Here is a 21,948-nt window from a genome sequence, read left to right as displayed (position 1 = left end):
CTGAGAATCCTACCCATGGACTTTTCCCGCTTTTTCATCGACAGGCCGATTTTTGCCGCGGTGCTGTCGATTCTGATTTTTATCACAGGGTTAATCGCCATCCCGCTGCTGCCGGTGAGCGAATATCCTGACGTCGTGCCGCCAAGCGTGCAGGTGCGCGCGGAGTACCCGGGCGCCAACCCGAAAGTGATTGCCGAGACCGTGGCGACGCCGTTGGAAGAGGCGATCAACGGCGTTGAGAACATGATGTACATGAAGTCCGTCGCGGGCTCCGACGGCGTGCTGGTCACCACTGTCACCTTCCGTCCGGGAACCGACCCGGATCAGGCGCAGGTGCAGGTGCAAAACCGCGTCGCGCAGGCCGAAGCGCGTCTGCCGGAAGACGTGCGGCGCCTGGGCATTACCACCCAGAAACAGTCCCCGACGCTGACGCTGGTGGTGCATCTGTTTTCGCCCAACGGTAAGTACGACTCCCTGTATATGCGTAACTACGCCACGCTGAAGGTGAAGGACGAGCTGGCGCGTCTGCCCGGCGTCGGCCAGATCCAGATTTTCGGCTCGGGCGAGTACGCGATGCGCGTCTGGCTGGATCCCAACAAGGTGGCGGCCCGCGGGCTGACCGCGTCGGACGTGGTCACGGCGATGCAGGAGCAGAACGTTCAGGTATCCGCCGGGCAGCTTGGCGCCGAGCCGCTGCCGAAAGAGAGCGATTTCCTGATCTCCATTAACGCCCAAGGGCGTCTGCATACCGAAGAAGAGTTCGGCAATATTGTCCTGAAAACGACGCAGGACGGTACGGTCGTCCGCCTGCGCGACGTGGCGCGTATCGAAATGGGGTCCGGCAGCTATGCGCTGCGCTCCCAGTTGAACAATAAAGACGCGGTCGGGATTGGTATCTTCCAGTCGCCGGGGGCGAACGCCATTGATTTGTCTAACGCGGTGCGCGCGAAAATGGACGAACTGTCCACGCGCTTCCCGGCAGATATGAAATGGGCGGCACCTTACGATCCAACCGTTTTCGTGCGCGACTCCATCCGTGCGGTCGTGCAAACGCTGCTGGAAGCGGTGGTGCTGGTAGTGCTGGTGGTGATCCTGTTCCTGCAAACCTGGCGCGCGTCGATCATTCCGCTGATCGCGGTGCCGGTTTCGGTGGTGGGTACCTTCAGCATTCTCTACCTGCTCGGCTTCTCGCTGAACACCCTGAGCTTGTTCGGGCTGGTGCTGGCCATCGGTATCGTGGTGGACGATGCCATCGTGGTGGTGGAAAACGTCGAGCGAAACATAGAAGAGGGGCTTGCTCCGCTTGCGGCGGCGCATCAGGCGATGCGCGAAGTGTCCGGGCCGATTATCGCGATTGCGCTGGTGCTGTGCGCGGTGTTTGTGCCGATGGCGTTTCTCTCGGGCGTTACCGGTCAGTTCTACAAGCAGTTTGCGGTGACGATCGCGATATCTACGGTGATTTCAGCGATTAACTCGCTGACGCTCTCTCCGGCGTTGGCGGCACTGCTGTTAAAACCGCACGGCGCGCCGAAGGATTTCCCGACCCGGCTTATCGATCGTCTGTTCGGCTGGATTTTCCGTCCGTTTAACCGCTTTTTCCACCGCAGCTCGAACGGCTATCAGGGGCTGGTGGGCAAAACGCTGGGACGACGCGGCTCGGTATTTGTGGTGTATCTGCTGCTGCTCTGTGCCGCTGGCGTCATGTTTAAAGCGGTTCCCGGCGGGTTTATTCCGACGCAGGATAAGCTGTACCTGATTGGCGGCGTGAAAATGCCGGAAGGTTCTTCGCTGGCGCGCACCGACGCGGTGATCCGCAAAATGAGCGAAATCGGGATGAATACCGAAGGCGTGGACTACGCGGTTGCGTTCCCGGGGCTGAACGCGCTGCAGTTCACCAACACGCCGAATACCGGGACGGTCTTCTTTGGCCTGAAGCCGTTCGATCAGCGCAAACATACTGCGGCGGAAATTAACGCTGAGATCAACGCGAAAATCGCGCAAATTCAGGAAGGTTTTGGCTTCTCCATTCTGCCACCGCCGATTTTAGGGCTGGGTCAGGGGTCGGGCTATTCTCTGTACATTCAGGATCGCGGCGGTCTGGGGTATGGGGCGCTGCAAAACGCGGTGAACACCATGTCCGGTGCGATTATGCAGACGCCGGGAATGCACTTCCCGATCTCAACCTACCAGGCTAACGTTCCGCAGCTGGACGTGCAGGTAGACCGTGATAAGGCGAAAGCGCAGGGCGTATTGCTGACCGATCTTTTCGGTACGCTGCAAACCTATCTTGGCTCGTCGTACGTGAACGACTTTAACCAGTTCGGCCGTACCTGGCGCGTGATGGCGCAGGCCGACGGACAGTTCCGCGACAGCGTGGAAGATATTGCGAATCTGCGCACCCGTAATAGCCAGGGCGAAATGGTGCCGATTGGCAGCATGGTGAAAATCACGACCACCTACGGCCCGGATCCGGTGATCCGCTACAACGGCTACCCGGCGGCAGATCTGATTGGCGATGCCGACCCGCGCGTGCTTTCGTCTGCGCAGGCGATGACGCAGCTGGACGCCATGTCTAAGCAGATCCTGCCAAACGGGATGAACATTGAATGGACGGACCTGAGCTTCCAGCAGGCGACGCAGGGCAACACGGCGCTGATCGTCTTCCCGGTCGCGGTGCTGCTGGCGTTCCTGGTCCTGGCGGCGCTGTATGAAAGCTGGACGCTGCCGCTGGCGGTGATCCTCATCGTGCCGATGACCATGCTCTCCGCGCTGTTTGGCGTCTGGCTGACCGGTGGCGATAACAACGTCTTCGTGCAGGTGGGGCTGGTGGTGCTGATGGGGCTGGCGTGTAAAAACGCGATTCTTATCGTGGAGTTTGCCCGCGAGCTGGAAATTCAGGGCAAAGGCATTATGGAAGCCGCGCTGGAGGCGTGCCGCCTGCGTTTACGTCCGATTGTGATGACCTCCATCGCCTTTATTGCCGGGACTATTCCGCTGATCCTCGGCCACGGCGCGGGCGCAGAAGTGCGCGGCGTCACCGGGATCACGGTCTTCTCCGGGATGCTGGGCGTGACGCTGTTTGGTCTGTTCCTGACGCCGGTGTTTTACGTGACGCTGCGTAAGTTCGTGACGCGCGGGAAAAAAGAGGAAAGGGACGTTCTGCCCGCGTAGGAATGCTGCAGATAATAAAAAACCGCCTTCACTGTGAAGGCGGTTTTTTTTACATCTGAATATGGGCCGGGTAAGCGCAGCGCCAGCCGGCAAGATCGTTAAGACGTTTTTTGATACTGGGCAATAAGGTCGGGGAGCGGATCCCATCCGCTGCTATCGGCGTTTTTGACCGCTTCGAGGGCGCTTGCCACGGTATGGCGGGCCAGTACCGCTAACGAAGCCTCCTCGGCTTCTTCGGATATCGATTTGAAATACCAGCAGGCGTTAGCGCTGACCACGCAGCGGGCCGGCACGTCAGGGCGCGACGCCCACAGCTTTTTATCTTCGATTACCGAAAGGTAGATGTCGCGCAGGGTGATCTCTTCCGGCGGGCGACCAAGATGAATTGAGCCGTTACGGCCAAGCGTTGAGACGATAATGCCGTCACGCGTCAGCGGAACCATCAATTTGCGGATGAAGCTCGGGTTCGCTTCCAGGCCGTAGGCCAGAATCGCACTCGTAGAACGTTCACCCAATTGCTCCGCCATCGCTACGCTGAGAACCATCTGCAAAGCTGTCGGGAAGCGGTAATCTAACATTTCTCTGTCCTGGGTTGCGGTGAATCTTGTTCTTTTTGGCACCGCAGAGGTGAATAAGCAATAAACAACAATATAACAAATACGGTAATTATTTTGAAGCAATCTGCGGCATTTGCGATCGAACCCCCCGTTCTGATTTAGCAAAACGTGCGGTTCGGGAAGTCAACCGTCACCATCAGGCCACCTTCAGCGGAAGTACTCAGGTTTACGCTGCTGTTGTGTTGCTGCGCCACCGCCTTGACGATGGCAAGCCCCAGCCCGCTCCCGCTTTGCACCTGATTGGGGTCGCGGAAAAACCGGTCGAACACGCGCTCGCGCAGTTCAACCGAAATACCGGGCCCTGCATCTGAAACGCGAAGCCGCGCGAAGCCATCTGCTATGCAGACATCGACCTGAATCCGCCCGCCCTCGGGACTGTACTTCACGGCGTTCTCAATGAGGTTATCAATAAGCGACACCAGGCGTTCCCTGACGCCGGGGATCCAGATGCCATCCTCGGCGAAGAATTCCAGTTCTATCCTGCGCGCAGAGGCCAGCGGTTCCAGCTCGGCCATTCGCTCCTGGATGAGCGTCGTCAGCGGCACGGTCTCCATTTCCGTATCAATGCGCGCTTCGCTGTGCATCATCAGAAGCAGCTGGTTGACGAGACGCGCTGCCCGGCTGTTGCTGCGAATCACCCCCGCAAGCAGCTCCTGCTGGCTCTCGCTGATGACCCAGGACTGCAGCGCTTCCACGTTGATGCGCATCGCCGCGAGGGGGGTACGCAGCTCGTGCGCGGCATCTGCAATGAAAACCCGTTCCCTTTCCGCGCTAAACGGTTTCGTATGTTTTACTGCCCGTGAGGATGGGAGGGCTGCGCAGGTCCTCCCACAGAATGAAGGTTAGAAAAAGACACCACAGCAGGGTCAGCAGCATCTGGGCGATGATAATTCGGCGCACCAGCGTCGGGCGCCTCAGGTGATACCAGACGTTTTGCATTAACCGGTCACCTTTTGAATGGAGACGGTATCAATGACGTACCCGACGCCCCGCACCGTCCGCACATAGCCGTCGCCGATTTTTCTCCGCAAGTTTCCCATATGCACATCGAGCGCATTGCTGAGGTTCTCTTTGTTGCCGAATATCCGTTCTTCCAGAAACCGCCGCGTAATCACGCGGTCAGCGCGCAGCATCAGCGTTTCCAGCAGCGCATATTCACTCGCCGTCAGGTCTACGTGGCGCGCGCTCACCGTCACGCGGCGCGTCGGAACATGAAGCGATAAGCCTCGAATTTCTATCGCTTCATTCTCGAAGCCGTAGCTGCGCCGCGCCAGGGCTCTGACTCGCGCCAGCAGTTCGGCGAGAATAAAAGGCTTGACGAGATAGTCGTCCGCACCGGCATCCAGCCCGCAAAGCCGGTCCTGCAGCGTGCCTCGCGCCGTCAGGATGATGACCGGGATCCCCTTGAGCTGCTGACGCAAACGCGCCATCAGGCTCATGCCGTCGCCGTCGGGCAGCCCCAGGTCGAGCAAAATAAGTTCCGGCACGCAGACGTCCAGCTGATGCAGCGCATCCTCTTTGCGGCGTACCCATATGACGTCAAATCCTTGATCCGAGAGGGCGATACGTACGCCGTTGCCGAGATCCAGGTCGTCTTCGATTAGTAAAATTTTCACACTGGCAACTGTATCAACCGTGAATGAAGAACATCTTAAGAAAAAAACGGTATCAGGAAACCTGCCTGGTCTACAGCGCCTGCTCGCGCTTCAGTGTTTCTTCATGTTCGGCTCATAAGAACCTTAGGGTCGGTATTCAAAATGGGCGTTCTGGCGGTTAACCGCATGCATCGTCATCATTTGAATCCAAGGGGCTTCTTTAATGAGAAACATCGAACTTCGTCATACGTTCCCTCATTTACTTCCGGGCCGAAGCCTGAAAAACCTCGTGCCGGGCTTCGTTCTGGCGTTACTGACCATGCCTGCGCTGGCGGCAGAACAGAGTCAGGGTAACGTCTTAACGCTGGGAGGCGGCGTGGACGTCGCGCCGCGCTGCTCGGGTTCCGATAAAACCCGCGTCAGTGCGGCTCAGGTGGTGGATTACGCCATGGCAAACGGCTTTTTTATCGGCACCACGAGAGGGATCGGTTACGGCAACAACATTGGCAACCTGGACTACAGCGCCGCGCTGAGCTATCGAGTTGGGCGTAAAGATAAAGACGTGAGCAGCGATTCCATCAGCTCCGGCAGCGACGAGCTGCGAGGAATGGGCGAGATAAAAGGCTCGGCAATCATTGTGCCCGGGCTGGAGTACAGGGTGACCGACTGGCTTCACCTGCAGATGCAGGTAGAGGTACCGGTTTCAGAAAGAGACAACGGTGAAGCGGTTCATTTCGGCATTTCCAGCCCGTTCTACACCTCACCAAAAAATGAGGTGACGCTGGCGCTGACCGGCAACTGGGGATCAGGCAAGTATATGCAGACCTACTATGGGGTCAGCGCCGCCCAGTCGAGCGCATCGGGCTTTGCCCGACATGACGTCGGGGCCGGGATTTATAGCTACTCGATGAATCTGGACTGGACCCACAGGCTCACCTCGCGCTGGAGCGTCCTTGCCTCAGCGGGCGTTACGCAGCTGACGGGGGATGCGGGTGATAGCCCCATTGTGCAACGCAAAACATCGCCCACGGGGAGTTTGAAGGTGACGTACAGTTTTTGATGTTGGCTGCGGTGGCTTAACGTTTTGAGCACGCACTTGCGGTAATTAATGCCGCTCCGGTTGAGATGGCGGGGCGGTTCCCTTTGCAGACAGTTACAGCACTGCACACGTGGTTGACGGATTTATCTAAAGCTCCATTGTGCCGTAATGACAAACACGGAAGGTATGATAATACCCACATCCATTCCAAAATAAGACGTAAAATTATACTGGAACCCATGATATATATAGGGCGAAAATCCTATCCCCGTTGCTTTTTTAAAATCATGGTATGAACCATGGTCACCACAATCATCGAAAGTATCAAAGAAAAATTCACCTACATAGCCATAGATTCCTTTAAAAACCCAACCGTTATCCCATCCAGCCCAGTCTCTTCTTACGCCGGCAGCCAGGCATCTGTCATTAAAGCTGTTTTTCATTGTCCCTAGCACAAGACTGTATTTCGACGTATCCGAGAATTTCCTCTCAACGGATATGAACTTATTTTCAAAGTTCTCCGTGTATTGTCCTCGATTATGCGTCAGATGATAAACGTATGAGCCGGTATTTATTGAATACAGATTTATTTCATCTGCAGAGCAATGCAACGTAAAAAGATAAAAACTTCCGCACCACAGCCATGTGGGCCATCTTTTCCGATCTGTCTGCTTATGTGGAATATTATCCATATTCGCTCACTTTGGCTAACGAACTGAAATTATAAGGACTATTTTCGGTCTTCGGCTGGATAAATTTTAGCATACATACCAAAACTTGAGATATTCACGTCACGGATTGGGGGCTGAAATTACGATAGAACATGTTCTGCGAACCCTTACCCCAAGCGCTTACACGAGTGAAAATCAGCCTTTTTGCCGCCGCTAAAATCATAGCCTCTGAGGTATAATCGCTGTTCAGAAAAAGGCAAAGAGGATGTGACAAGATGCTGACTTATATCACTATAGGTACAAATGATCTTCAGCGCGCCGCGGCGTTTTATGACGCGATTTTTAAAGTGCTTGGCTATTCACGTTTGCCTGCCTGGACCAAGGACTGGGCAATGTGGGGAGATGAAAATAATCCAGATGAGGGGTTTAGCTTCTGTATTTGTCCTCCCTTTGACCGACAACCCGCAACGGCGGGAAACGGGACCATGTTCGCATTCCGTGCAGCTAACGCGGAGCTTGTCAGACGTTTCCATGCAGCAGGCCTTCTTGCGGGAGGAAAGAGTGAAGGCATGCCAGGGACACGAACCGCGTACGGCCCCGATTTTTATGTTGCCTATCTGCGCGATCCTGACGGGCATAAGCTGGCATGCGTTTGTCAGCATTATTCTCCTGAAGCCGATACGTTCCCATGCGAAGAATAGTCACAAGCGGTCGTTTTTGAACTATGTTTAACACCAGTCAGGATAATAAATAGTTGAACTGTTATTAGATTCTGAATAGTGGCGGCCTTAATCCGGAGCATTTGAAAGCCAGAACCTCACTGAGAAGTGTGCCAGCATGACGTGGCTAATATTCCTATCCGGAGAACAACGTGTTCGGAAAACAATTGTTAAACTACATGCCAGGTTTACAAACTTTGTTAGCCTACGATAAAAGCTGGCTAAAAAATGATGTTAAAGCTGGCTTATCCGTTGCGGCTGTCGCGCTTCCGGTGGCTATTGCTTATGCTGAGTTGGCGGGTGTTGGGGCAATAGTGGGGCTCTATTCCTGCGTTTTACCGATGATAGCGTATGCACTCTTTGGTTCTTCACGTCAGCTTATTGTGGGCCCTGATGCCACGACCTGCGCGGTGATTGCGGCCGTCGTGTTTCCTCTTTCTGCAGGTAATCCCGAACTGCACTGGCAGCTGACCATTATCATGACGTTGATGATGGGTGGGTGGTGCCTGCTTGCCAGTAAATTCCGCCTGGGCGCACTTGCCGATCTGCTTTCTCATCCCATCCTTACGGGTTTGCTTAATGGCGTTGCCGTGACGATTATTGTCGGGCAATTAGGCAAGGTGTTGGGGATAAAACTCGACGAAGCGCAGGTTATTGAGAAAATAATGGCCTTGCCAGGCCGTCTTTCAGAAAGCCATTTATTAACCGTTGGCATATCGCTTTTAACGTTAATTATTTTAATGGCGATCAAAACGTATCGCAGCCACTGGCCAGCACCGTTGATTGCCATTGTGATGACAACGTTACTGGTATGGGCGACATCTGCACAACAGTATGGTATTGCCACTATTGGGGGAGAAGGCTTCCAGCCTGGTTTACCCGTCGTTAACTGGGCCGCGTTCCAGCCCGGTCCGATGCGTGATTTAGTGATCCCGGCGCTGAACCTGGCGTTGGTCAGTTTTGTCAGCCTGATGCTGACCGCCCGCAGTTTCGCCGCGAAAAATGGCTATGAAATTAATGCTGATGCAGAGTTCCGGGCGCTGGGGATTGCGAACCTCATGTCGGGATTATCTCAGGGGTTTGCTATCAGTGGAGCCGATTCCCGGACCGCGGTTAATGATTCAGTGGGTGGGAAAAGCCAGCTGGTTTCCATCGTCGCAGCCTTACTCATCGGTATCGTAGTGGTGTTTTTCACTCAGCCATTACAATTTATTCCGGTATCTGCATTAGGTATTGTTTTGATGTACGCATCCTGGTCATTAATTGATCTGCGCGGGTTATGGAACCTGAGGCGTAGAAATAAACAGGCATTTCGCCTGGCCTTCTTCACGTTTGGCTGTGTGTTAATTATCGGCGTTATCCAGGGGATCGGCCTTGCGGTGTTGCTTGGCCTGTTACAGTTCCTGCGTACGGTGTTTCGTCCCTCTGAGCACTTACTGGGAACTGACGACGATGGCATGATTCACTCATTAGGTAATACAACCGATATTAAAATGGTCCCGGGGGTGCTGATGTATCGATTTAACTCACCGTTGACCTATTTTAACGTGGCTTATTTTAAACGTCGGGTATTGAACCTGGTTGATGGTGCAGCAGTACAGCCTAAATGGGTGGTCATTGATGCCGTTGCTTGCTTCACCTATTCAGACATCAGCGTTCTGGCAACCATAAATGAGTTAAAGCGCGATCTGAAAGGTCGACAGATTACGTTAATCCTTGCGGGCAGAAAAACGGAATTAACGCGCTGGTTTAAAGATAGCCGGCCAACAATGAATGATGATGACATGATTCTGGCGCCAGACCTCTATCTGGCACTTCGGTTCATTCAAAGCAAAGAGAGTGCGAGTGAATCAGGTAGCGAGGTATAAGCTAAAGGCTTGCCCGCCAACCGCGAGCAAGCCGCATCCCTTAACGATACAGCGTTTTTTCCGCAACCGGAATAAGCAGCCCGGCTCGCCAGTCCGCGAGCGTCAGCTGAGCAAGCCTGCCCAGCGCGGTATAAAAGGGATGCCCGGCGTTTTCCACAAACACCGACAGGAAGCGGGTGCTCCACGGCAGCAGGTGCCACGCCAGAAGCTGAGCGCACTCTGCTTCGCGGCCATTCTCGGCCAGCCACGCCGCCAGCAGCAGCAAAGTACCAAAATGATCTTCCGGCTCATTCTGCTGCATCTCAAACGCGATATTGTTCTCACGCATCCACTGGCGCAGCGCGAGGGTCGAGTCGCCAAACAATACGGACTCACGGTCCAGCCAGACGGAACCCCACGGCGGAGCGGGCAGGGCATACGGACCAATAAACAGCCGTTGCCAGGCGTCCGCCAGCGGCTCATCGGAAGATGAGGCAAACGTATCGGCAACGGGCTGCAGCGTTTCTGCAGGCAGAGGCCAGTCCTGAACCCATTCGCCAGCGGTGAGCGCTTTCACCAGCGGCGCGGCCTGCTCGCTGTCCGGAGCGAAATAAAACAGCGCGCCCAGCACCCGGGCGCTGAACGCGAACGATTCACTATGTGAGACGTCTTTCATTAAACCTTCCTTGCTCGCGCGGATGACGTCCGCGCGACTGTGTTAAACGATAATACTGACCACAGAATAAACCAGGGTCTCGTGTTTCACCCTCTACACTTTCTCAATCTGCACAAGATTGGTGTGCTGCGGGTTGGCTTTTGCCAGCGGAGAAGGACGATGGGTCGTCAGCGTGTTGATGCAGGAGCCGTGGTCGATACGATCGCCACTCATATTGGCATCGTGCCAGGCGCCCTGGCCCATGGCGCTCACGCCGGGCATGATGCGCGGCGTCACTTTCGCTTCAATTCGCACCTCGCCGCGGCTATTAAAGACGCGCACCGTATCGCCGTTCTTAATGCCGCGTTTTTCGGCATAGACAGGATTAAGCCACACCTCCTGGCGGCAGGCCGCTTTCAGCACGTCGACGTTACCGTAGCTCGAGTGGGTACGGGCTTTGAAGTGGAACCCGAAAAGCTGCAGCGGGAACTGCGCGCGCTCGGGTGCGTCCCAGCCGTCAAAGGTCGATGCGTAGACGGGCAGAGGGCTGATGGTCTCATCTTTTGCCAGCTCCCAGGTGGCCGCAATCTCTGCCAGCTTGCTGGAGTAAATTTCAATCTTGCCCGATGGCGTTTTCAGCGGATTGGCTTCAGGGTTCTCGCGGAATTTTTTATAGGCCACGAAGTGTCCGTTCGGATCTTTGCGCTTATAGATGCCCATTTTTTTCAGCTCGTCATATGACGGAAGCTGAGGATCTTTCGCGAGCATTTTGGCATACAGAAACTGCAGCCACTGTTCCTGCGTGCGTCCTTCGGTGAATTTCTGATGGATATCCGGCCCGAGGCGTTTCGCCACTTCGCTCATGATCCAGTAGATCGGCTTACGCTCGAACTTCGGCGCGGTCACGGGCTGGAGGAAAATCAGGTAGCCCATATTTCCCGCATAATCGTTAGGAATGATATCTTCCTGCTCGACGGTCATCAGGTCCGGCAGCACGATATCGGCATACTTCGCTGACGAGGTCATGAAATTGTCGATGACGACAATCATTTCGCACTTGCTTTCATCCTGCAGGATATCGTGGGTTTTATTGATATCGGAGTGCTGGTTGATGATGGTATTGCCCGCGTAGTTCCAGATGAACTTAATCGGCACGTCCAGCTTATCTTTCCCACGCACGCCGTCGCGCAGGGCGGTCATCTCCGGTCCGCGGGCGATGGCGTCCGTCCAGCTGAAGCAGGATATTTGCGTTTTGACCGGATTATCCGGTATCGGCATACGTTCGATGGTAATGGTGTATGTCGACTCACGCGCGCCGCTGTTGCCGCCGCTAATCCCCACGTTTCCAGTCAGAATAGGCAGCATGGCGATGGCGCGCGACGTCAGCTCGCCGTTCGCCTGGCGCTGTGGTCCCCAGCCCTGGCAGATATAGGCCGGTTTCGCGGAGCCGATTTCCCGGGCCAGCTTGATGATGCGATCCGCCGGAATGCCGGTGATGCGTGAGGCCCACTCCGGCGTTTTCGCCGTGCGGTCATCGCCCTGGCCGAGAATGTACGCTTTGTAGTGGCCGTTAGCGGGCGCGCCTTCCGGCAGCGTTTTTTCGTCGTAGCCAACACAGTATTTGTCGAGAAAAGGCTGGTCGACCAGGTTTTCGTCGATCATTACCCACGCGATCCCCGCCACCAGTGCGGCATCGGTACCCGGACGGATCGGGATCCATTCATCTTCGCGTCCGGCTGCCGTATCGGTATAGCGCGGGTCGATAACGATCATTCGCGCGTTTGAGCGCTCGCGGGCCTGCTCCAGATAATAGGTAATCCCGCCGCCGCTCATGCGCGTTTCCGCCGGATTATTGCCGAACATCACCACCAGTTTGCTGTTTTCAATATCCGAGGTGCTGTTCCCGTCGTTGCTGCCGTAGGTGTAGGGCATGGCGCAGGCGATTTGCGCCGTGCTGTAGGTGCCGTAGTGGCTCAGGAAACCGCCGTAGCAGTTCATCAGGCGCGCCACCAGCGAAGCGTAAGGGGAGGAGCGGGTGATATTGCCGCCGACAATCCCGGAGGAGTAGTTAATATACACCGCTTCGTTGCCGTATTTGCTGACCACGTTTTTAAGGCTGGCGGTGATGGCGTCCAGCGCTTCATCCCATGTGATGCGCTCGAACTTGCCTTCACCGCGTTTGCCCACGCGTTTCATCGGGTAGTTGAGACGGTCAGGGTGATTGATCCGACGGCGAATAGAACGCCCGCGCAGGCAGGCGCGCACCTGATGGTTACCGTAAATATCTTCACCTGTGTTATCCGTTTCGACCCAGTACACTTCGTCGTCGCGGACGTGCAGACGCAGCGCGCAGCGGCTGCCGCAGTTGACCGAGCAGGCGCCCCACACCACTTTATCTTCAACAGGCTGGACGGCGTTCTTCACCGCCGCGGCGGCGCTTTTTAAACCAAAAGGAAGCGAGATCCCACCGGCGGCCAGCGCCAGAGACCCTATTGCCGTAGATTTCACGAGAGTTCGACGGCTAATCCCGCCGTGATGTTCAGTATCGGACATGGCTCACCCCATCATTATAATTACGTATTATTTTTCCCGAAATGATAACCGGGCTAATGATGGGGTGAGTGTTACTGATTTGGGGGTATTAAATCTTAATCCTTATCAAATCAAAGGGGATTGAGGGTAAATTACTGCGCTTCAGCAGCCCCGTTGCCTGAACGGGTGTACAAAATTTTAAAGGTGTCGTTGGCGCAGTGGCCTACCACCTGCGTGCCCGCCTGGTCGGCCTGATCGTTCGGCACAATGCTCAGCGTAAAACCTGATTCAGGCACACCGTTGTTGATAATTTTCTGCTGAATGTCGCTTTTCACGCGCTCGCAGGAATCCGGTGCCGCCAGCGCGGCCGTTGAGGCACTCATTAACAGCAGGGCGGTAATCCAGGGTAACCGTTTCATCTGTAGCTCCTTTTCTCTGTGTAGAGATTAATTTTAGCAGGCTTCGTGTAAACAACTGTATTTGCTAATATGATTGGGAATAATCTCCCTGCACGGTAATAAATGTGAAGAAATACGCAGCGATAACGCTACTGGCAGCAACACTGGTGGGGTGCGACAACAGCTCCGCGCCGCTGTCGTTTACGCCCGAAATGGCGAGTTTCTCGAACGAATTTGATTTTGATCCGCTGCGCGGCCCGGTGAAAGACTTTACCCAGACGCTGTTCAACGAGAAGGGCGAAGTGTCCAAACGGGTCACCGGCACCGTGTCTACGGAAGGGTGTTTCGATACCCTTGAGCTGCACGACCTGGAGGCCAATACCGGCGTGGCGCTGGTGCTGGATGCCAATTACTACCTTGATGCAGAAACCCAGCAGCGCAAAGTGATGCTGCAGGGGAAATGCCAGCTGGCCGAACTGCCGTCAGCCGGGATAACGTGGGATACCGACGACAATGGTTTTGTGGTGGCGGCGCACGGCAAAGAGATGGAAGTGAAGTATCGCTACGATGCGGACGGCTACCCGCTGGGCAAAACCACCGTCTCCGGGGATCAGCACCTGTCCGTCCAGTCGACGCCGTCTAAAGACGTTCGCAAAAGAATGGATTACTCGGCGGTGAGCATGTTGAATGATAAGCCGCTGGGCAACGTGAAGCAGAGCTGCGATTACGATCGACACAATAATCCGGTGAGCTGCGACCTGACGATCACGGACGATAGCGTCAAACCTGCCGTTGAGCGCAAATACACCATCAAAAACACGATTGAATACTACTGAGAATAAAACCGCGCAGGTTACTGCGCGGTCGGTTTCAGCAGGCTGGCGCCTGACGGCTTGTGTCCGGCCAGGTGCTGATGCTGGAAGATGCACATGCGAATGGTATTGCGGTATTCGCCGTTGATAAAGAACTCGTGAATCAGCTCGCCTTCCACCATAAAGCCCAGCTTGCGGTAGATATGGATCGCTTTCTCGTTCTCTTTATCCACAATCAGGTAAAGCTTGTAGAGATTCAGAACGTTGAATCCATAATCCATCGCCAGCTTCGCTGCCCGTGAGGCAAGGCCTTTTCCCTGATGTTCAGGGGAGATGATGATCTGAAACTCCGCCCGACGGTGAACATGGTTGATTTCAACCAGCTCCACAAGTCCGGCTTTTTCGCCTTCACACTCCACCACAAAACGACGTTCACTCTGATCGTGAATGTGCTTATCGTAGAGATCGGACAGCTCAACAAAAGCCTCGTACGGCTCTTCGAACCAGTAGCGCATTACGCTGGCGTTATTGTCGAGCTGGTGGACGAAGCGCAGGTCTTCACGCTCCAGCGGGCGAAGCTTAACGTCGCAGGGCGCCGACATTACGGGGCTACCGTGCGGCCAGTGCGGCGATCCAGGCAGCGCAGGGTGTTTGGCTCCCAGTAGGCGTTGACGTTTGCACTTTGCTGGCACTTATCGCGCGCGTCAAAAGCGACATCTTCTTTATCCCACTCTTTCTCAGCACGTTTGTTGACCTTGTGGCGAAGGCTGCGGGTGTCATTCCATTGTTCTTTGTCCATGGCGGCGTTCTGGCGGCTTTGCGCGCTGTCACCAGACTCAATAATGAGCTTGCTGGTTTCCGCTGTCGCAGAGGCGGCAAAGGCGAACGATGACAGCGCCAGCAGGGCTGTCAGACAAAGGCGTTTGCTTAATGTGGTCATAGCGTTTCCTTTTAAACGGGTGCAGATAATCAAGTTATCCCGAACAGATTCTACACCAAAGCGAAAAGACGGCATACCCGCGGAGCAGGTATGGAAAAGTAAAGGATATCATCAGGTATGATGTCTAAATAAATCCTCACCTGACGTGAAATATGCTCAAAACGACGCTGCTTTTTTTTGCCACCGCGCTATGCGAAATCATCGGCTGCTTCCTGCCCTGGCTCTGGCTGAAGAAGGGGGGATCCGTATTGCTGCTCATCCCGGCAAGCGTCGCGCTGGCTCTGTTTGTCTGGCTGTTAACGCTGCATCCTGCCGCGAGCGGCCGCGTCTACGCCGCTTACGGCGGCGTCTATGTCTGTACCGCGCTGCTGTGGCTACGCGTGGTGGACGGCGTCAGGCTCAGCGCGTACGACTGGGCCGGCGCGCTGATTGCCCTGTGCGGAATGCTGATTATTGTGGCGGGATGGGGACGGGCCTGATCCCCCGGTTTTGTGATCGTTAGCCGATTTTATGATCATTATACTTGTATGGTAGTCTGGTTGGTGAGTAAGTTTCCAGCATCACAACGAATGATGTAAGGAAAGGAATTATGAAGATTGTCGCGGCTGACGTGTTTGTTACTTGCCCGGGGCGGAACTTTGTCACCCTTAAAATCACCACCGACGAGGGGATTGTCGGCCTCGGTGACGCTACGCTGAACGGGCGTGAACTCTCCGTTGCTTCCTACCTTAAGGACCACCTCTGCCCGCAGCTGATTGGCCGCGATGCGCACCGCATCGAAGATGTCTGGCAGTTCTTCTATAAAGGCGCCTACTGGCGTCGCGGTCCGGTCACCATGTCGGCCATCTCCGCCGTGGACATGGCGCTGTGGGACATCAAAGCCAAAGCGGCCAACATGCCGCTCTACCAGCTGCTGGGCGGCGCATCCCGCGAAGGCGTGATGGTTTACTGCCACACGACCGGTCACACCATTGACGACGTGCTGGAAGATTACGCCCGCCATAAAGAGATGGGCTTTAAGGCGATCCGCGTGCAGTGCGGCGTGCCGGGCATGAAAACCACCTACGGCATGGCCAAAGGGAAGGGGCTGGCCTACGAGCCTGCGACCAAAGGCGACTGGCCGGAAGAGCAGCTCTGGTCCACCGAAAAATACCTCGATTTCACACCGAAGCTGTTCGACGCGGTGCGCAGTAAATTCGGCTTCAATGAACATCTTCTGCATGACATGCACCACCGCCTGACGCCAATCGAAGCGGCGCGCTTCGGCAAGAGCATTGAAGAATTCCGCATGTTCTGGATGGAAGATCCAACGCCTGCGGAAAACCAGGCCTGCTTCCGCCTCATTCGCCAGCACACCGTCACGCCAATTGCCGTGGGCGAAGTGTTTAACAGCATCTGGGACTGCAAGCAGCTCATCGAAGAGCTGCTCATCGACTATATCCGCACCACCATTACCCACGCGGGCGGGATCACCGGAATGCGTCGCATCGCGGACTTCGCCTCGCTCTACCAGGTGCGAACCGGCTCGCACGGTCCGTCGGATCTCTCGCCTGTATGCCACGCCGCCGCGCTGCATTTCGACCTGTGGGTGCCAAACTTTGGCGTCCAGGAATATATGGGCTATTCCGAACAGATGCTGGAAGTCTTCCCGCACAGCTGGCGCTTTGATAACGGCTACATGCATCCGGGCGACAAGCCGGGGCTGGGCATTGAGTTTGATGAAAAACTGGCGGCGAAATACCCCTACGATCCGGCCTATCTGCCGGTGGCCCGTCTTGAAGACGGCACGCTGTGGAACTGGTAAACGAGGAGCGAACGATGAAAAGCGTAGTGATTCAACAGCCGAACGAACTGGTGATTGAAGAGCGGCCACTTCCGCAGCCAGGCCCGGGTGAAGTTCGCGTCAAAATCACGCTGGCGGGGATCTGCGGTTCGGACAGCCACATCTATCGCGGCCATAACCCGTTTGCGAAATATCCACGCACGATCGGCCACGAGTTTTTTGGCGTGATTGACGCCGTAGGCGAGGGTGTCGACAGCGCCCGTCTGGGCCAGCGCGTCTCGGTCGATCCGGTGATCAGTTGCGGACACTGCTATCCGTGTTCCGTCGGAAAGCCGAACGTCTGCACCTCGCTGGTGGTGCTGGGCGTACATCGCGACGGGGGCTTCAGCGAATACGCGGCGGTACCCGCTAAAAATGCCTGGCCTATCCCCGATGACATTCCGGATAGACACGCCGTCATGGTGGAGCCCTTCACCATCGCCGCCAACGTGACGGGACAGGCCTGCCCCACCGGGCAGGACGTCGCGCTGATTTACGGCGCAGGGCCGATGGGGCTGGTCACCGTGCAGGCGCTGAAGGGCGTCTATAAGGTGAAGCAGGTTATCGTGGTTGATCGCATCGACGAACGCCTGAAAATGGCCCAGCGCAGCGGCGCGGACTGGGTGTTGAATAACGGCGAGCAGTCGCTGCAGGCCGCGCTGGACGAACGGGGCATCAAACCGACGTTAATCATTGATGCAGCCTGTCATCCGGCGATTTTGCAGGAGGCGATTACCCTGGCCTCTCCGGCGGCGCGCATCGTGCTGATGGGCTTCTCCAGCGAGCCGAGCCAGATTATCCAGCAGAGCATCACCGGCAAAGAGCTGGCGATCTTCTCCTCTCGCCTCAATGCCAATAAATTCCCGGTCGTCATCGACTGGCTGAAAAAAGGGCTGATCGACCCGGAAAAACTGATCACTCATGCCTTTGACTATCACCATGTAACAGACGCCATTGAGCTGTTTGAGAAAGACCAGCGGCAGTGCTGCAAAGTCTTGCTCACGTTCGGGCAATAATTATTTACGCGGTTAAGAGCCTGCGCAGACAGGCTCTATGTGGTACGCATCTTACCCTTCAGAGATAGCCATTATGACGCAAGCACAACCTCAAAGAACCACCTCCGATCTGGTGAAAGCCGCCGTTTCCGGCTGGCTGGGCACCGCCCTGGAGTTTATGGACTTTCAGCTTTACTCGCTGGGGGCTGCCCTGGTCTTTCACGAGATCTTCTTCCCAGAACAGTCAGCCGCGATGGCGCTGATCCTCGCGATGGGGACATACGGCGCAGGCTACATAGCACGCATTGTCGGCGCCTTTATATTCGGCAGAATGGGCGACAGCATTGGTCGTAAGAAGGTGCTGTTTATCACCATCACCATGATGGGGATCTGCACCACGCTGATTGGCGTCCTGCCGACCTACGCGCAGATTGGGATTTTTGCTCCCGTTCTGCTGGTGACGCTGCGTATCATCCAGGGCCTGGGAGCCGGGGCGGAGATTTCCGGGGCCGGGACCATGCTGGCGGAGTACGCGCCGAAAGGCAAACGCGGCATTATCTCCTCGCTGGTGGCGATGGGCACAAACTGCGGGACGCTGAGCGCAACGGCGATCTGGGCGGTAATGTTCTTTGCCCTCGACCGTGAAGAGCTGATTGCCTGGGGCTGGCGCGTGCCGTTCCTCGCCAGCGTCGTGGTGATGATTTTCGCCATCTGGCTGCGAATGAACCTGAAAGAGAGCCCGGTGTTTGAGAAAGTGAACGATGCGCAAAGCGTGCAGCCGGACACTTCGCTGGGTTCAATGGTGAAAAGTAAATCCTTCTGGCTGGCGACCGGCCTGCGGTTTGGCCAGGCGGGCAACTCGGGTCTGATCCAGACGTTCCTGGCGGGATATCTGGTCCAGACGCTGCTGTTCGATAAAGCCATCCCGACCGACGCGCTGATGATCAGCTCCATTCTCGGGTTTATCTCCATTCCGCTGCTGGGCTGGCTTTCCGATAAAGTAGGGCGCCGTCTGCCGTACATTATCCTCAATATCTCCGCCATTCTTCTCGCGTATCCGATGCTGTCGATCATCGTCGATAAGAGCTATGCGCCGGGGACAATCATGCTCTCGATCATCGTTATCCATAACTTCGCCGTGCTGGGGCTGTTTGCGCTGGAAAATATCACCATGGCGGAGATGTTTGGCTCGCGAAATCGCTTTACCCGTATGGCTATCTCGAAAGAGGCGGGCGGTCTGGTGGCGGTGGGCTTTGGTCCGGTGCTGGCGGGGATCTTCTGCAATATGACCGGCTCCTGGTGGCCGATTGTCGCCATGCTGGTGGCCTATTCCGCGATTGGGCTGGTCTCGGCGATCCTGATGCCGGAAGTGCGCGACCGTGATTTGAGCGCGGCGCACGACGCAGCGGAGTCCGCACCAGAAGAGAGTGTGGGTTACGGCGCGGTCTCCTCGCGGCGCTAGTGGTTTATAACTTACGTGACCTGTCACACAACTTTAGCTTTATGTCACACCACATGAGCAAAAGTTAATATAAATCAAAATCTCAAACGGCAGTATCAGTATGGTTGATGGCAGTTACTTTTTTACCCCAGCTGCCATTCTAGTTGGTATAGTCAGCAGGCGCTGCCGCTTCTGAAGGCGCGGCAGCGGTCCACGGCTTTCTAATTAACGAGTCTTAATCATGAAAAACACCTTATTACAGGCCAACGCGACGCTGCCTCAGTACGATCGCGACAGCCTTCAACCACGCATTGTTCATCTGGGTTTTGGCGCCTTTCACCGGGCGCACCAGGCGGTATACGCCGACATCCTCGCCGCTGAGCACGGCAGCGACTGGGGCTACTGTGAGGTTAACCTGATTGGCGGCGAGCAGCAGATTGCCGATCTGAACGCGCAGGATAACCTGTACACCGTGGCGGAGATGTCTGCTGACGCATGGACATCCCGCGTGGTTGGCGTGGTTAAAAAAGCGCTGCATGCACAGGTCGACGGGCTGGAGTGCGTGCTGGCGGCGATGTGCGAACCGCAGGTGGCAATTGTCTCGCTGACCATCACCGAGAAAGGGTACTGCCACTCACCGGCGACCGGACAACTGATGCTCGATCACCCGTTTATCGTCGCCGACCTGCAAAACCCGCACCAGCCGAAATCCGCGCCGGGCGTGGTGGTGGAAGCGCTGGCGCGTCGCAAAGCGGCGGGTCTGCCCGCGTTTAGTGTGATGTCCTGCGACAACATGCCGGAGAACGGCCACGTGATGCGCAATGTGACCTGCGCTTACGCCCGAGCGGTAGACGGCGAGCTGGCGGACTGGATCGAGGCTAACGTCACCTTCCCGTCAACCATGGTGGATCGCATCGTGCCGGCGGTCACTCCCGATACGCTGGATAAAATTGAGCAGCTGACCGGCGTGCGTGACCCGGCGGCGGTCGCCTGTGAACCGTTCCGCCAGTGGGTGATCGAGGATAACTTTGTGGCAGGACGTCCAGAGTGGGAAAAAGCCGGTGCCGAGCTGGTGTCAGACGTGATCCCGTTTGAAGAGATGAAGCTGCGCATGCTCAACGGCAGCCACTCCTTCCTGGCGTACCTGGGCTATCTGGCCGGTTACCCGCATATCAACGACTGTATGGAAGATGAGAACTACCGCCTCGCCGCACATACGCTGATGCTTAACGAGCAGGCGCCCACGCTGAAAGTGAAGGGCGTTGATTTAGGTCGCTATGCCGATCTCCTGATTGCCCGCTACAGCAACCCGGCCCTGCGCCATCGGACATGGCAAATCGCGATGGACGGCAGCCAGAAGCTCCCGCAGCGTATGCTGGACTCCGTGCGCTGGCACCTGGTGCATCAGAAGCCTTTCCCACTGCTGGCGCTGGGCGTGGCAGGGTGGATGCGTTATGTTGGCGGCGTGGACGAGCAGGGTAACGCCATCGACGTGAGCGATCCGCAGCTGGCGGTGATTCAGGCGGCGGTGAAGGGAAGTGCGGAAGGGGAAAGTCGGGTTAACGCGCTGCTCGGCATTGAGGCCATCTTTGGTAAAGAGTTACCGCAGGAGCCGCGCTTCGTTGCTGCAGTGATGACCGCGTACCGGGCGCTGCTGCAAAAAGGCGCGAAAGCGACCGTCGCGCAGTACGCGTCTCAACGGTAATTCAGCACATGCCGCCGTGCGCGGCGGCATGGCTGCGCACAGCTTAGTGCATCCCAAGGCGAATCAGCTCAATCGGCTCGAACTTACCTTCGCATCCTTCCACTTCAACCGTTTTGCTGCGGCGCACCTGCGCGGCATCCAGCCCGTCGCTGTGGATTGCTTTAATCACGCCGGTTTTGCCCGTGCCGCTAATCATGACGCGGCTGCCGGTGGTGATTGCATTGCGGTTACGGTCGTATGTCATCATGGTATTTTCTCCTCTCTAACCTGTTCGATACGGCGCTATTTCGGGTTATGCCGTTCACGGGGCATATAAATACGCCTGTCCGCGCTTCATGTTTTTGTTTTTGATCAAACTCACACTTTTTTCTTTATTTCGTCGGGCGCTGACGGTTCAGGACGGTAATTTACAAAGTGGACCATTATTTTCATTAATTGATAGTTTCGACAGGGAAGCGTTGAGGGTTGGTTTATATTCCCGATGTCATCCTGTGTGCAGGAAATAACCCTTCATCGGAATAAGGAGTCAGGCTTATGTATAAGAGCATTTTGATGCCTGTAGACGTGTTTGAAATGGATTTGAGCGACAAAGCGGTTCGCCACGCGGCAAACCTTGCGAAGGCAGAGGGCGCGTCGATTACCCTGGTCAACATTCTGCCTGCCAGCAGCCGGTCTCTGCTGCGCGGGTTCAACGCCGATATTAAAAAGTTTGAAGAGTATATGACCGCAGAATCCGGTAAGAAAATGAACGAGTTAAAAAGACTGTTCGATATCGCCCCAGAGAATATTCATAGCATGGTGCGTTTTGGCAACGTCCGGGATGAAATTATCAGGCTGAGCAAGGAGGGGGAATATGATGCGATTGTCATCGGGTCGAAAAACCCGAGCATCACCACTCATCTGCTGGGTTCAAATGCGGAATCTATTCTGCGCTACGCCACGATCCCGGTGTTAGTCGTTCGCTAATCACGCCGCCGCACCCGAAAGGG

Annotated in this window: 20 protein-coding genes and 1 pseudogene; 11 read left to right on the top strand and 10 right to left on the bottom strand. The window is 55.8% G+C overall.

The features are described 5' to 3' along the window. The first annotated feature begins 15 nt into the window (after positions 1-15). A complete protein-coding gene (gene oqxB, locus ACMWLG_RS08515) occupies positions 16-3,171 on the top strand; it encodes a multidrug efflux RND transporter permease subunit OqxB (protein WP_023311530.1) in 3,156 nt (1,051 codons plus the stop codon). 98 nt (positions 3,172-3,269) lie between these two features. Here oqxB and ACMWLG_RS08510 read toward each other — a convergent pair whose 3' ends face one another. From ACMWLG_RS08510 to ACMWLG_RS08500, 3 genes and pseudogenes are all read right to left on the bottom strand, one after another. Continuing rightward, positions 3,270-3,749: an RrF2 family transcriptional regulator gene (locus tag ACMWLG_RS08510; protein WP_029739386.1), complete on the bottom strand. Its 480-nt coding sequence runs from the start codon at positions 3,747-3,749 to the stop codon at positions 3,270-3,272. A gap of 137 nt (positions 3,750-3,886) precedes the next feature. Beyond that, positions 3,887-4,727, bottom strand: a pseudogene (locus tag ACMWLG_RS08505) (sensor histidine kinase). Beyond that, a complete protein-coding gene (locus ACMWLG_RS08500) occupies positions 4,727-5,404 on the bottom strand; it encodes a response regulator transcription factor (protein WP_045354785.1) in 678 nt (225 codons plus the stop codon). Before ACMWLG_RS08500 ends, ACMWLG_RS08505 begins: the two are co-directional and overlap by 1 nt. A gap of 202 nt (positions 5,405-5,606) precedes the next feature. Here ACMWLG_RS08500 and ACMWLG_RS08495 point away from each other — a divergent pair, with 202 nt between their 5' ends. Next, the gene (locus ACMWLG_RS08495; RefSeq protein WP_045401208.1) at positions 5,607-6,443 is read left to right on the top strand and encodes a MipA/OmpV family protein; all 837 of its coding nucleotides are present in this window, start codon (positions 5,607-5,609) and stop codon (positions 6,441-6,443) included. Between the two features lie 122 nt (positions 6,444-6,565). Here the strand turns inward: ACMWLG_RS08495 and ACMWLG_RS08490 are convergent, their stop codons facing one another. Beyond that, positions 6,566-7,114, bottom strand: coding sequence for a hypothetical protein (locus ACMWLG_RS08490; RefSeq protein WP_223604024.1), 549 nt, complete (start codon positions 7,112-7,114; stop codon positions 6,566-6,568). 254 nt (positions 7,115-7,368) lie between these two features. Between ACMWLG_RS08490 and ACMWLG_RS08485 the strand changes: the two genes are divergently transcribed. Together ACMWLG_RS08485 and ACMWLG_RS08480 are read left to right on the top strand one after the other, a co-directional pair. Then, positions 7,369-7,794, top strand: a complete 426-nt coding sequence (locus ACMWLG_RS08485; RefSeq protein ID WP_045401204.1) for a VOC family protein — start codon at positions 7,369-7,371, stop codon at positions 7,792-7,794. A 170-nt stretch (positions 7,795-7,964) separates the two neighbouring features. Then, on the top strand, positions 7,965-9,680 hold the full coding sequence (locus ACMWLG_RS08480; protein WP_045401201.1) for a SulP family inorganic anion transporter: 1,716 nt from the start codon (positions 7,965-7,967) through the stop codon (positions 9,678-9,680). Positions 9,681-9,720: 40 nt separating this feature from the next. Here ACMWLG_RS08480 and dmsD read toward each other — a convergent pair whose 3' ends face one another. The 3 genes from dmsD to ACMWLG_RS08465 form a co-directional block, all read right to left on the bottom strand. Next, positions 9,721-10,335: a Tat proofreading chaperone DmsD gene (gene dmsD, locus ACMWLG_RS08475; protein ID WP_045354790.1), complete on the bottom strand. Its 615-nt coding sequence runs from the start codon at positions 10,333-10,335 to the stop codon at positions 9,721-9,723. 93 nt (positions 10,336-10,428) lie between these two features. After that, positions 10,429-12,867: a selenate/tellurate reductase subunit YnfE gene (gene ynfE / locus ACMWLG_RS08470; RefSeq protein ID WP_414762975.1), complete on the bottom strand. Its 2,439-nt coding sequence runs from the start codon at positions 12,865-12,867 to the stop codon at positions 10,429-10,431. A gap of 131 nt (positions 12,868-12,998) precedes the next feature. Next, positions 12,999-13,265, bottom strand: a complete 267-nt coding sequence (locus ACMWLG_RS08465) for a DUF1161 domain-containing protein (RefSeq protein ID WP_023311546.1) — start codon at positions 13,263-13,265, stop codon at positions 12,999-13,001. A gap of 104 nt (positions 13,266-13,369) precedes the next feature. Between ACMWLG_RS08465 and ACMWLG_RS08460 the strand changes: the two genes are divergently transcribed. Further along, complete coding sequence (locus tag ACMWLG_RS08460) at positions 13,370-14,080, top strand: YnfC family lipoprotein (protein WP_045401195.1); 711 nt, start codon at positions 13,370-13,372, stop codon at positions 14,078-14,080. A gap of 17 nt (positions 14,081-14,097) precedes the next feature. Here the strand turns inward: ACMWLG_RS08460 and speG are convergent, their stop codons facing one another. After that, positions 14,098-14,658, bottom strand: a complete 561-nt coding sequence (speG, locus tag ACMWLG_RS08455; RefSeq protein WP_023311549.1) for a spermidine N1-acetyltransferase — start codon at positions 14,656-14,658, stop codon at positions 14,098-14,100. After that, complete coding sequence (locus ACMWLG_RS08450; protein ID WP_023311550.1) at positions 14,658-14,996, bottom strand: DUF1283 family protein; 339 nt, start codon at positions 14,994-14,996, stop codon at positions 14,658-14,660. The genes speG and ACMWLG_RS08450 overlap by 1 nt, the downstream gene beginning before the upstream one ends. Positions 14,997-15,148: 152 nt before the next feature. Here ACMWLG_RS08450 and ACMWLG_RS08445 point away from each other — a divergent pair, with 152 nt between their 5' ends. The 5 genes from ACMWLG_RS08445 (at position 15,149) to ACMWLG_RS08425 (ending at position 20,959) form a co-directional block, all read left to right on the top strand. Then, entirely contained in the window at positions 15,149-15,475 is a 327-nt protein-coding gene (locus tag ACMWLG_RS08445; protein WP_045401189.1) for a YnfA family protein, read from the top strand. 110 nt (positions 15,476-15,585) lie between these two features. Beyond that, on the top strand, positions 15,586-16,800 hold the full coding sequence (manD, locus tag ACMWLG_RS08440) for a D-mannonate dehydratase ManD (RefSeq protein ID WP_045401187.1): 1,215 nt from the start codon (positions 15,586-15,588) through the stop codon (positions 16,798-16,800). A 14-nt stretch (positions 16,801-16,814) separates the two neighbouring features. Continuing rightward, entirely contained in the window at positions 16,815-17,834 is a 1,020-nt protein-coding gene (locus ACMWLG_RS08435) for a Zn-dependent oxidoreductase (protein ID WP_045401184.1), read from the top strand. A gap of 73 nt (positions 17,835-17,907) precedes the next feature. Next, positions 17,908-19,275, top strand: coding sequence for an MFS transporter (locus tag ACMWLG_RS08430; protein WP_045401182.1), 1,368 nt, complete (start codon positions 17,908-17,910; stop codon positions 19,273-19,275). Between the two features lie 220 nt (positions 19,276-19,495). Beyond that, positions 19,496-20,959, top strand: coding sequence for a mannitol dehydrogenase family protein (locus tag ACMWLG_RS08425; RefSeq protein ID WP_045401174.1), 1,464 nt, complete (start codon positions 19,496-19,498; stop codon positions 20,957-20,959). Positions 20,960-21,002: 43 nt separating this feature from the next. On the opposite strand, the gene ydfZ is transcribed toward ACMWLG_RS08425, so the two are convergent. Beyond that, entirely contained in the window at positions 21,003-21,206 is a 204-nt protein-coding gene (ydfZ, locus tag ACMWLG_RS08420; RefSeq protein ID WP_014883679.1) for a putative selenium delivery protein YdfZ, read from the bottom strand. Positions 21,207-21,493: 287 nt separating this feature from the next. On the opposite strand from ydfZ, the gene ACMWLG_RS08415 reads away from it, so the two are divergent. Beyond that, on the top strand, positions 21,494-21,925 hold the full coding sequence (locus ACMWLG_RS08415) for a universal stress protein (protein ID WP_045401170.1): 432 nt from the start codon (positions 21,494-21,496) through the stop codon (positions 21,923-21,925). Positions 21,926-21,948: the final 23 nt, after the last annotated feature.

This window comes from Enterobacter sp. 01-M-02-SI-ECC (assembly GCF_047530595.1).
Lineage (GTDB): Bacteria > Pseudomonadota > Gammaproteobacteria > Enterobacterales > Enterobacteriaceae > Enterobacter > Enterobacter cloacae_M.
This window is presented reverse-complemented; position numbering and strand designations above follow the sequence as displayed.

Coding starts and splice junctions, on each gene's coding strand:
- ACMWLG_RS08485 (WP_045401204.1), top strand. CDS start 7,369: ATGCTGACTTATATCACTATAGGTACAAATGATCTTCAGCGCGCCGCG.
- manD (WP_045401187.1), top strand. CDS start 15,586: ATGAAGATTGTCGCGGCTGACGTGTTTGTTACTTGCCCGGGGCGGAAC.
- ACMWLG_RS08490 (WP_223604024.1), bottom strand. CDS start 7,114: ATGGATAATATTCCACATAAGCAGACAGATCGGAAAAGATGGCCCACA.
- ACMWLG_RS08425 (WP_045401174.1), top strand. CDS start 19,496: ATGAAAAACACCTTATTACAGGCCAACGCGACGCTGCCTCAGTACGAT.
- ynfE (WP_414762975.1), bottom strand. CDS start 12,867: ATGTCCGATACTGAACATCACGGCGGGATTAGCCGTCGAACTCTCGTG.
- dmsD (WP_045354790.1), bottom strand. CDS start 10,335: ATGAAAGACGTCTCACATAGTGAATCGTTCGCGTTCAGCGCCCGGGTG.
- ACMWLG_RS08450 (WP_023311550.1), bottom strand. CDS start 14,996: ATGACCACATTAAGCAAACGCCTTTGTCTGACAGCCCTGCTGGCGCTG.
- ACMWLG_RS08445 (WP_045401189.1), top strand. CDS start 15,149: ATGCTCAAAACGACGCTGCTTTTTTTTGCCACCGCGCTATGCGAAATC.
- ACMWLG_RS08430 (WP_045401182.1), top strand. CDS start 17,908: ATGACGCAAGCACAACCTCAAAGAACCACCTCCGATCTGGTGAAAGCC.
- ACMWLG_RS08465 (WP_023311546.1), bottom strand. CDS start 13,265: ATGAAACGGTTACCCTGGATTACCGCCCTGCTGTTAATGAGTGCCTCA.
- ACMWLG_RS08415 (WP_045401170.1), top strand. CDS start 21,494: ATGTATAAGAGCATTTTGATGCCTGTAGACGTGTTTGAAATGGATTTG.
- oqxB (WP_023311530.1), top strand. CDS start 16: ATGGACTTTTCCCGCTTTTTCATCGACAGGCCGATTTTTGCCGCGGTG.
- ACMWLG_RS08435 (WP_045401184.1), top strand. CDS start 16,815: ATGAAAAGCGTAGTGATTCAACAGCCGAACGAACTGGTGATTGAAGAG.
- ACMWLG_RS08510 (WP_029739386.1), bottom strand. CDS start 3,749: ATGTTAGATTACCGCTTCCCGACAGCTTTGCAGATGGTTCTCAGCGTA.
- ACMWLG_RS08495 (WP_045401208.1), top strand. CDS start 5,607: ATGAGAAACATCGAACTTCGTCATACGTTCCCTCATTTACTTCCGGGC.
- ydfZ (WP_014883679.1), bottom strand. CDS start 21,206: ATGATGACATACGACCGTAACCGCAATGCAATCACCACCGGCAGCCGC.
- speG (WP_023311549.1), bottom strand. CDS start 14,658: ATGTCGGCGCCCTGCGACGTTAAGCTTCGCCCGCTGGAGCGTGAAGAC.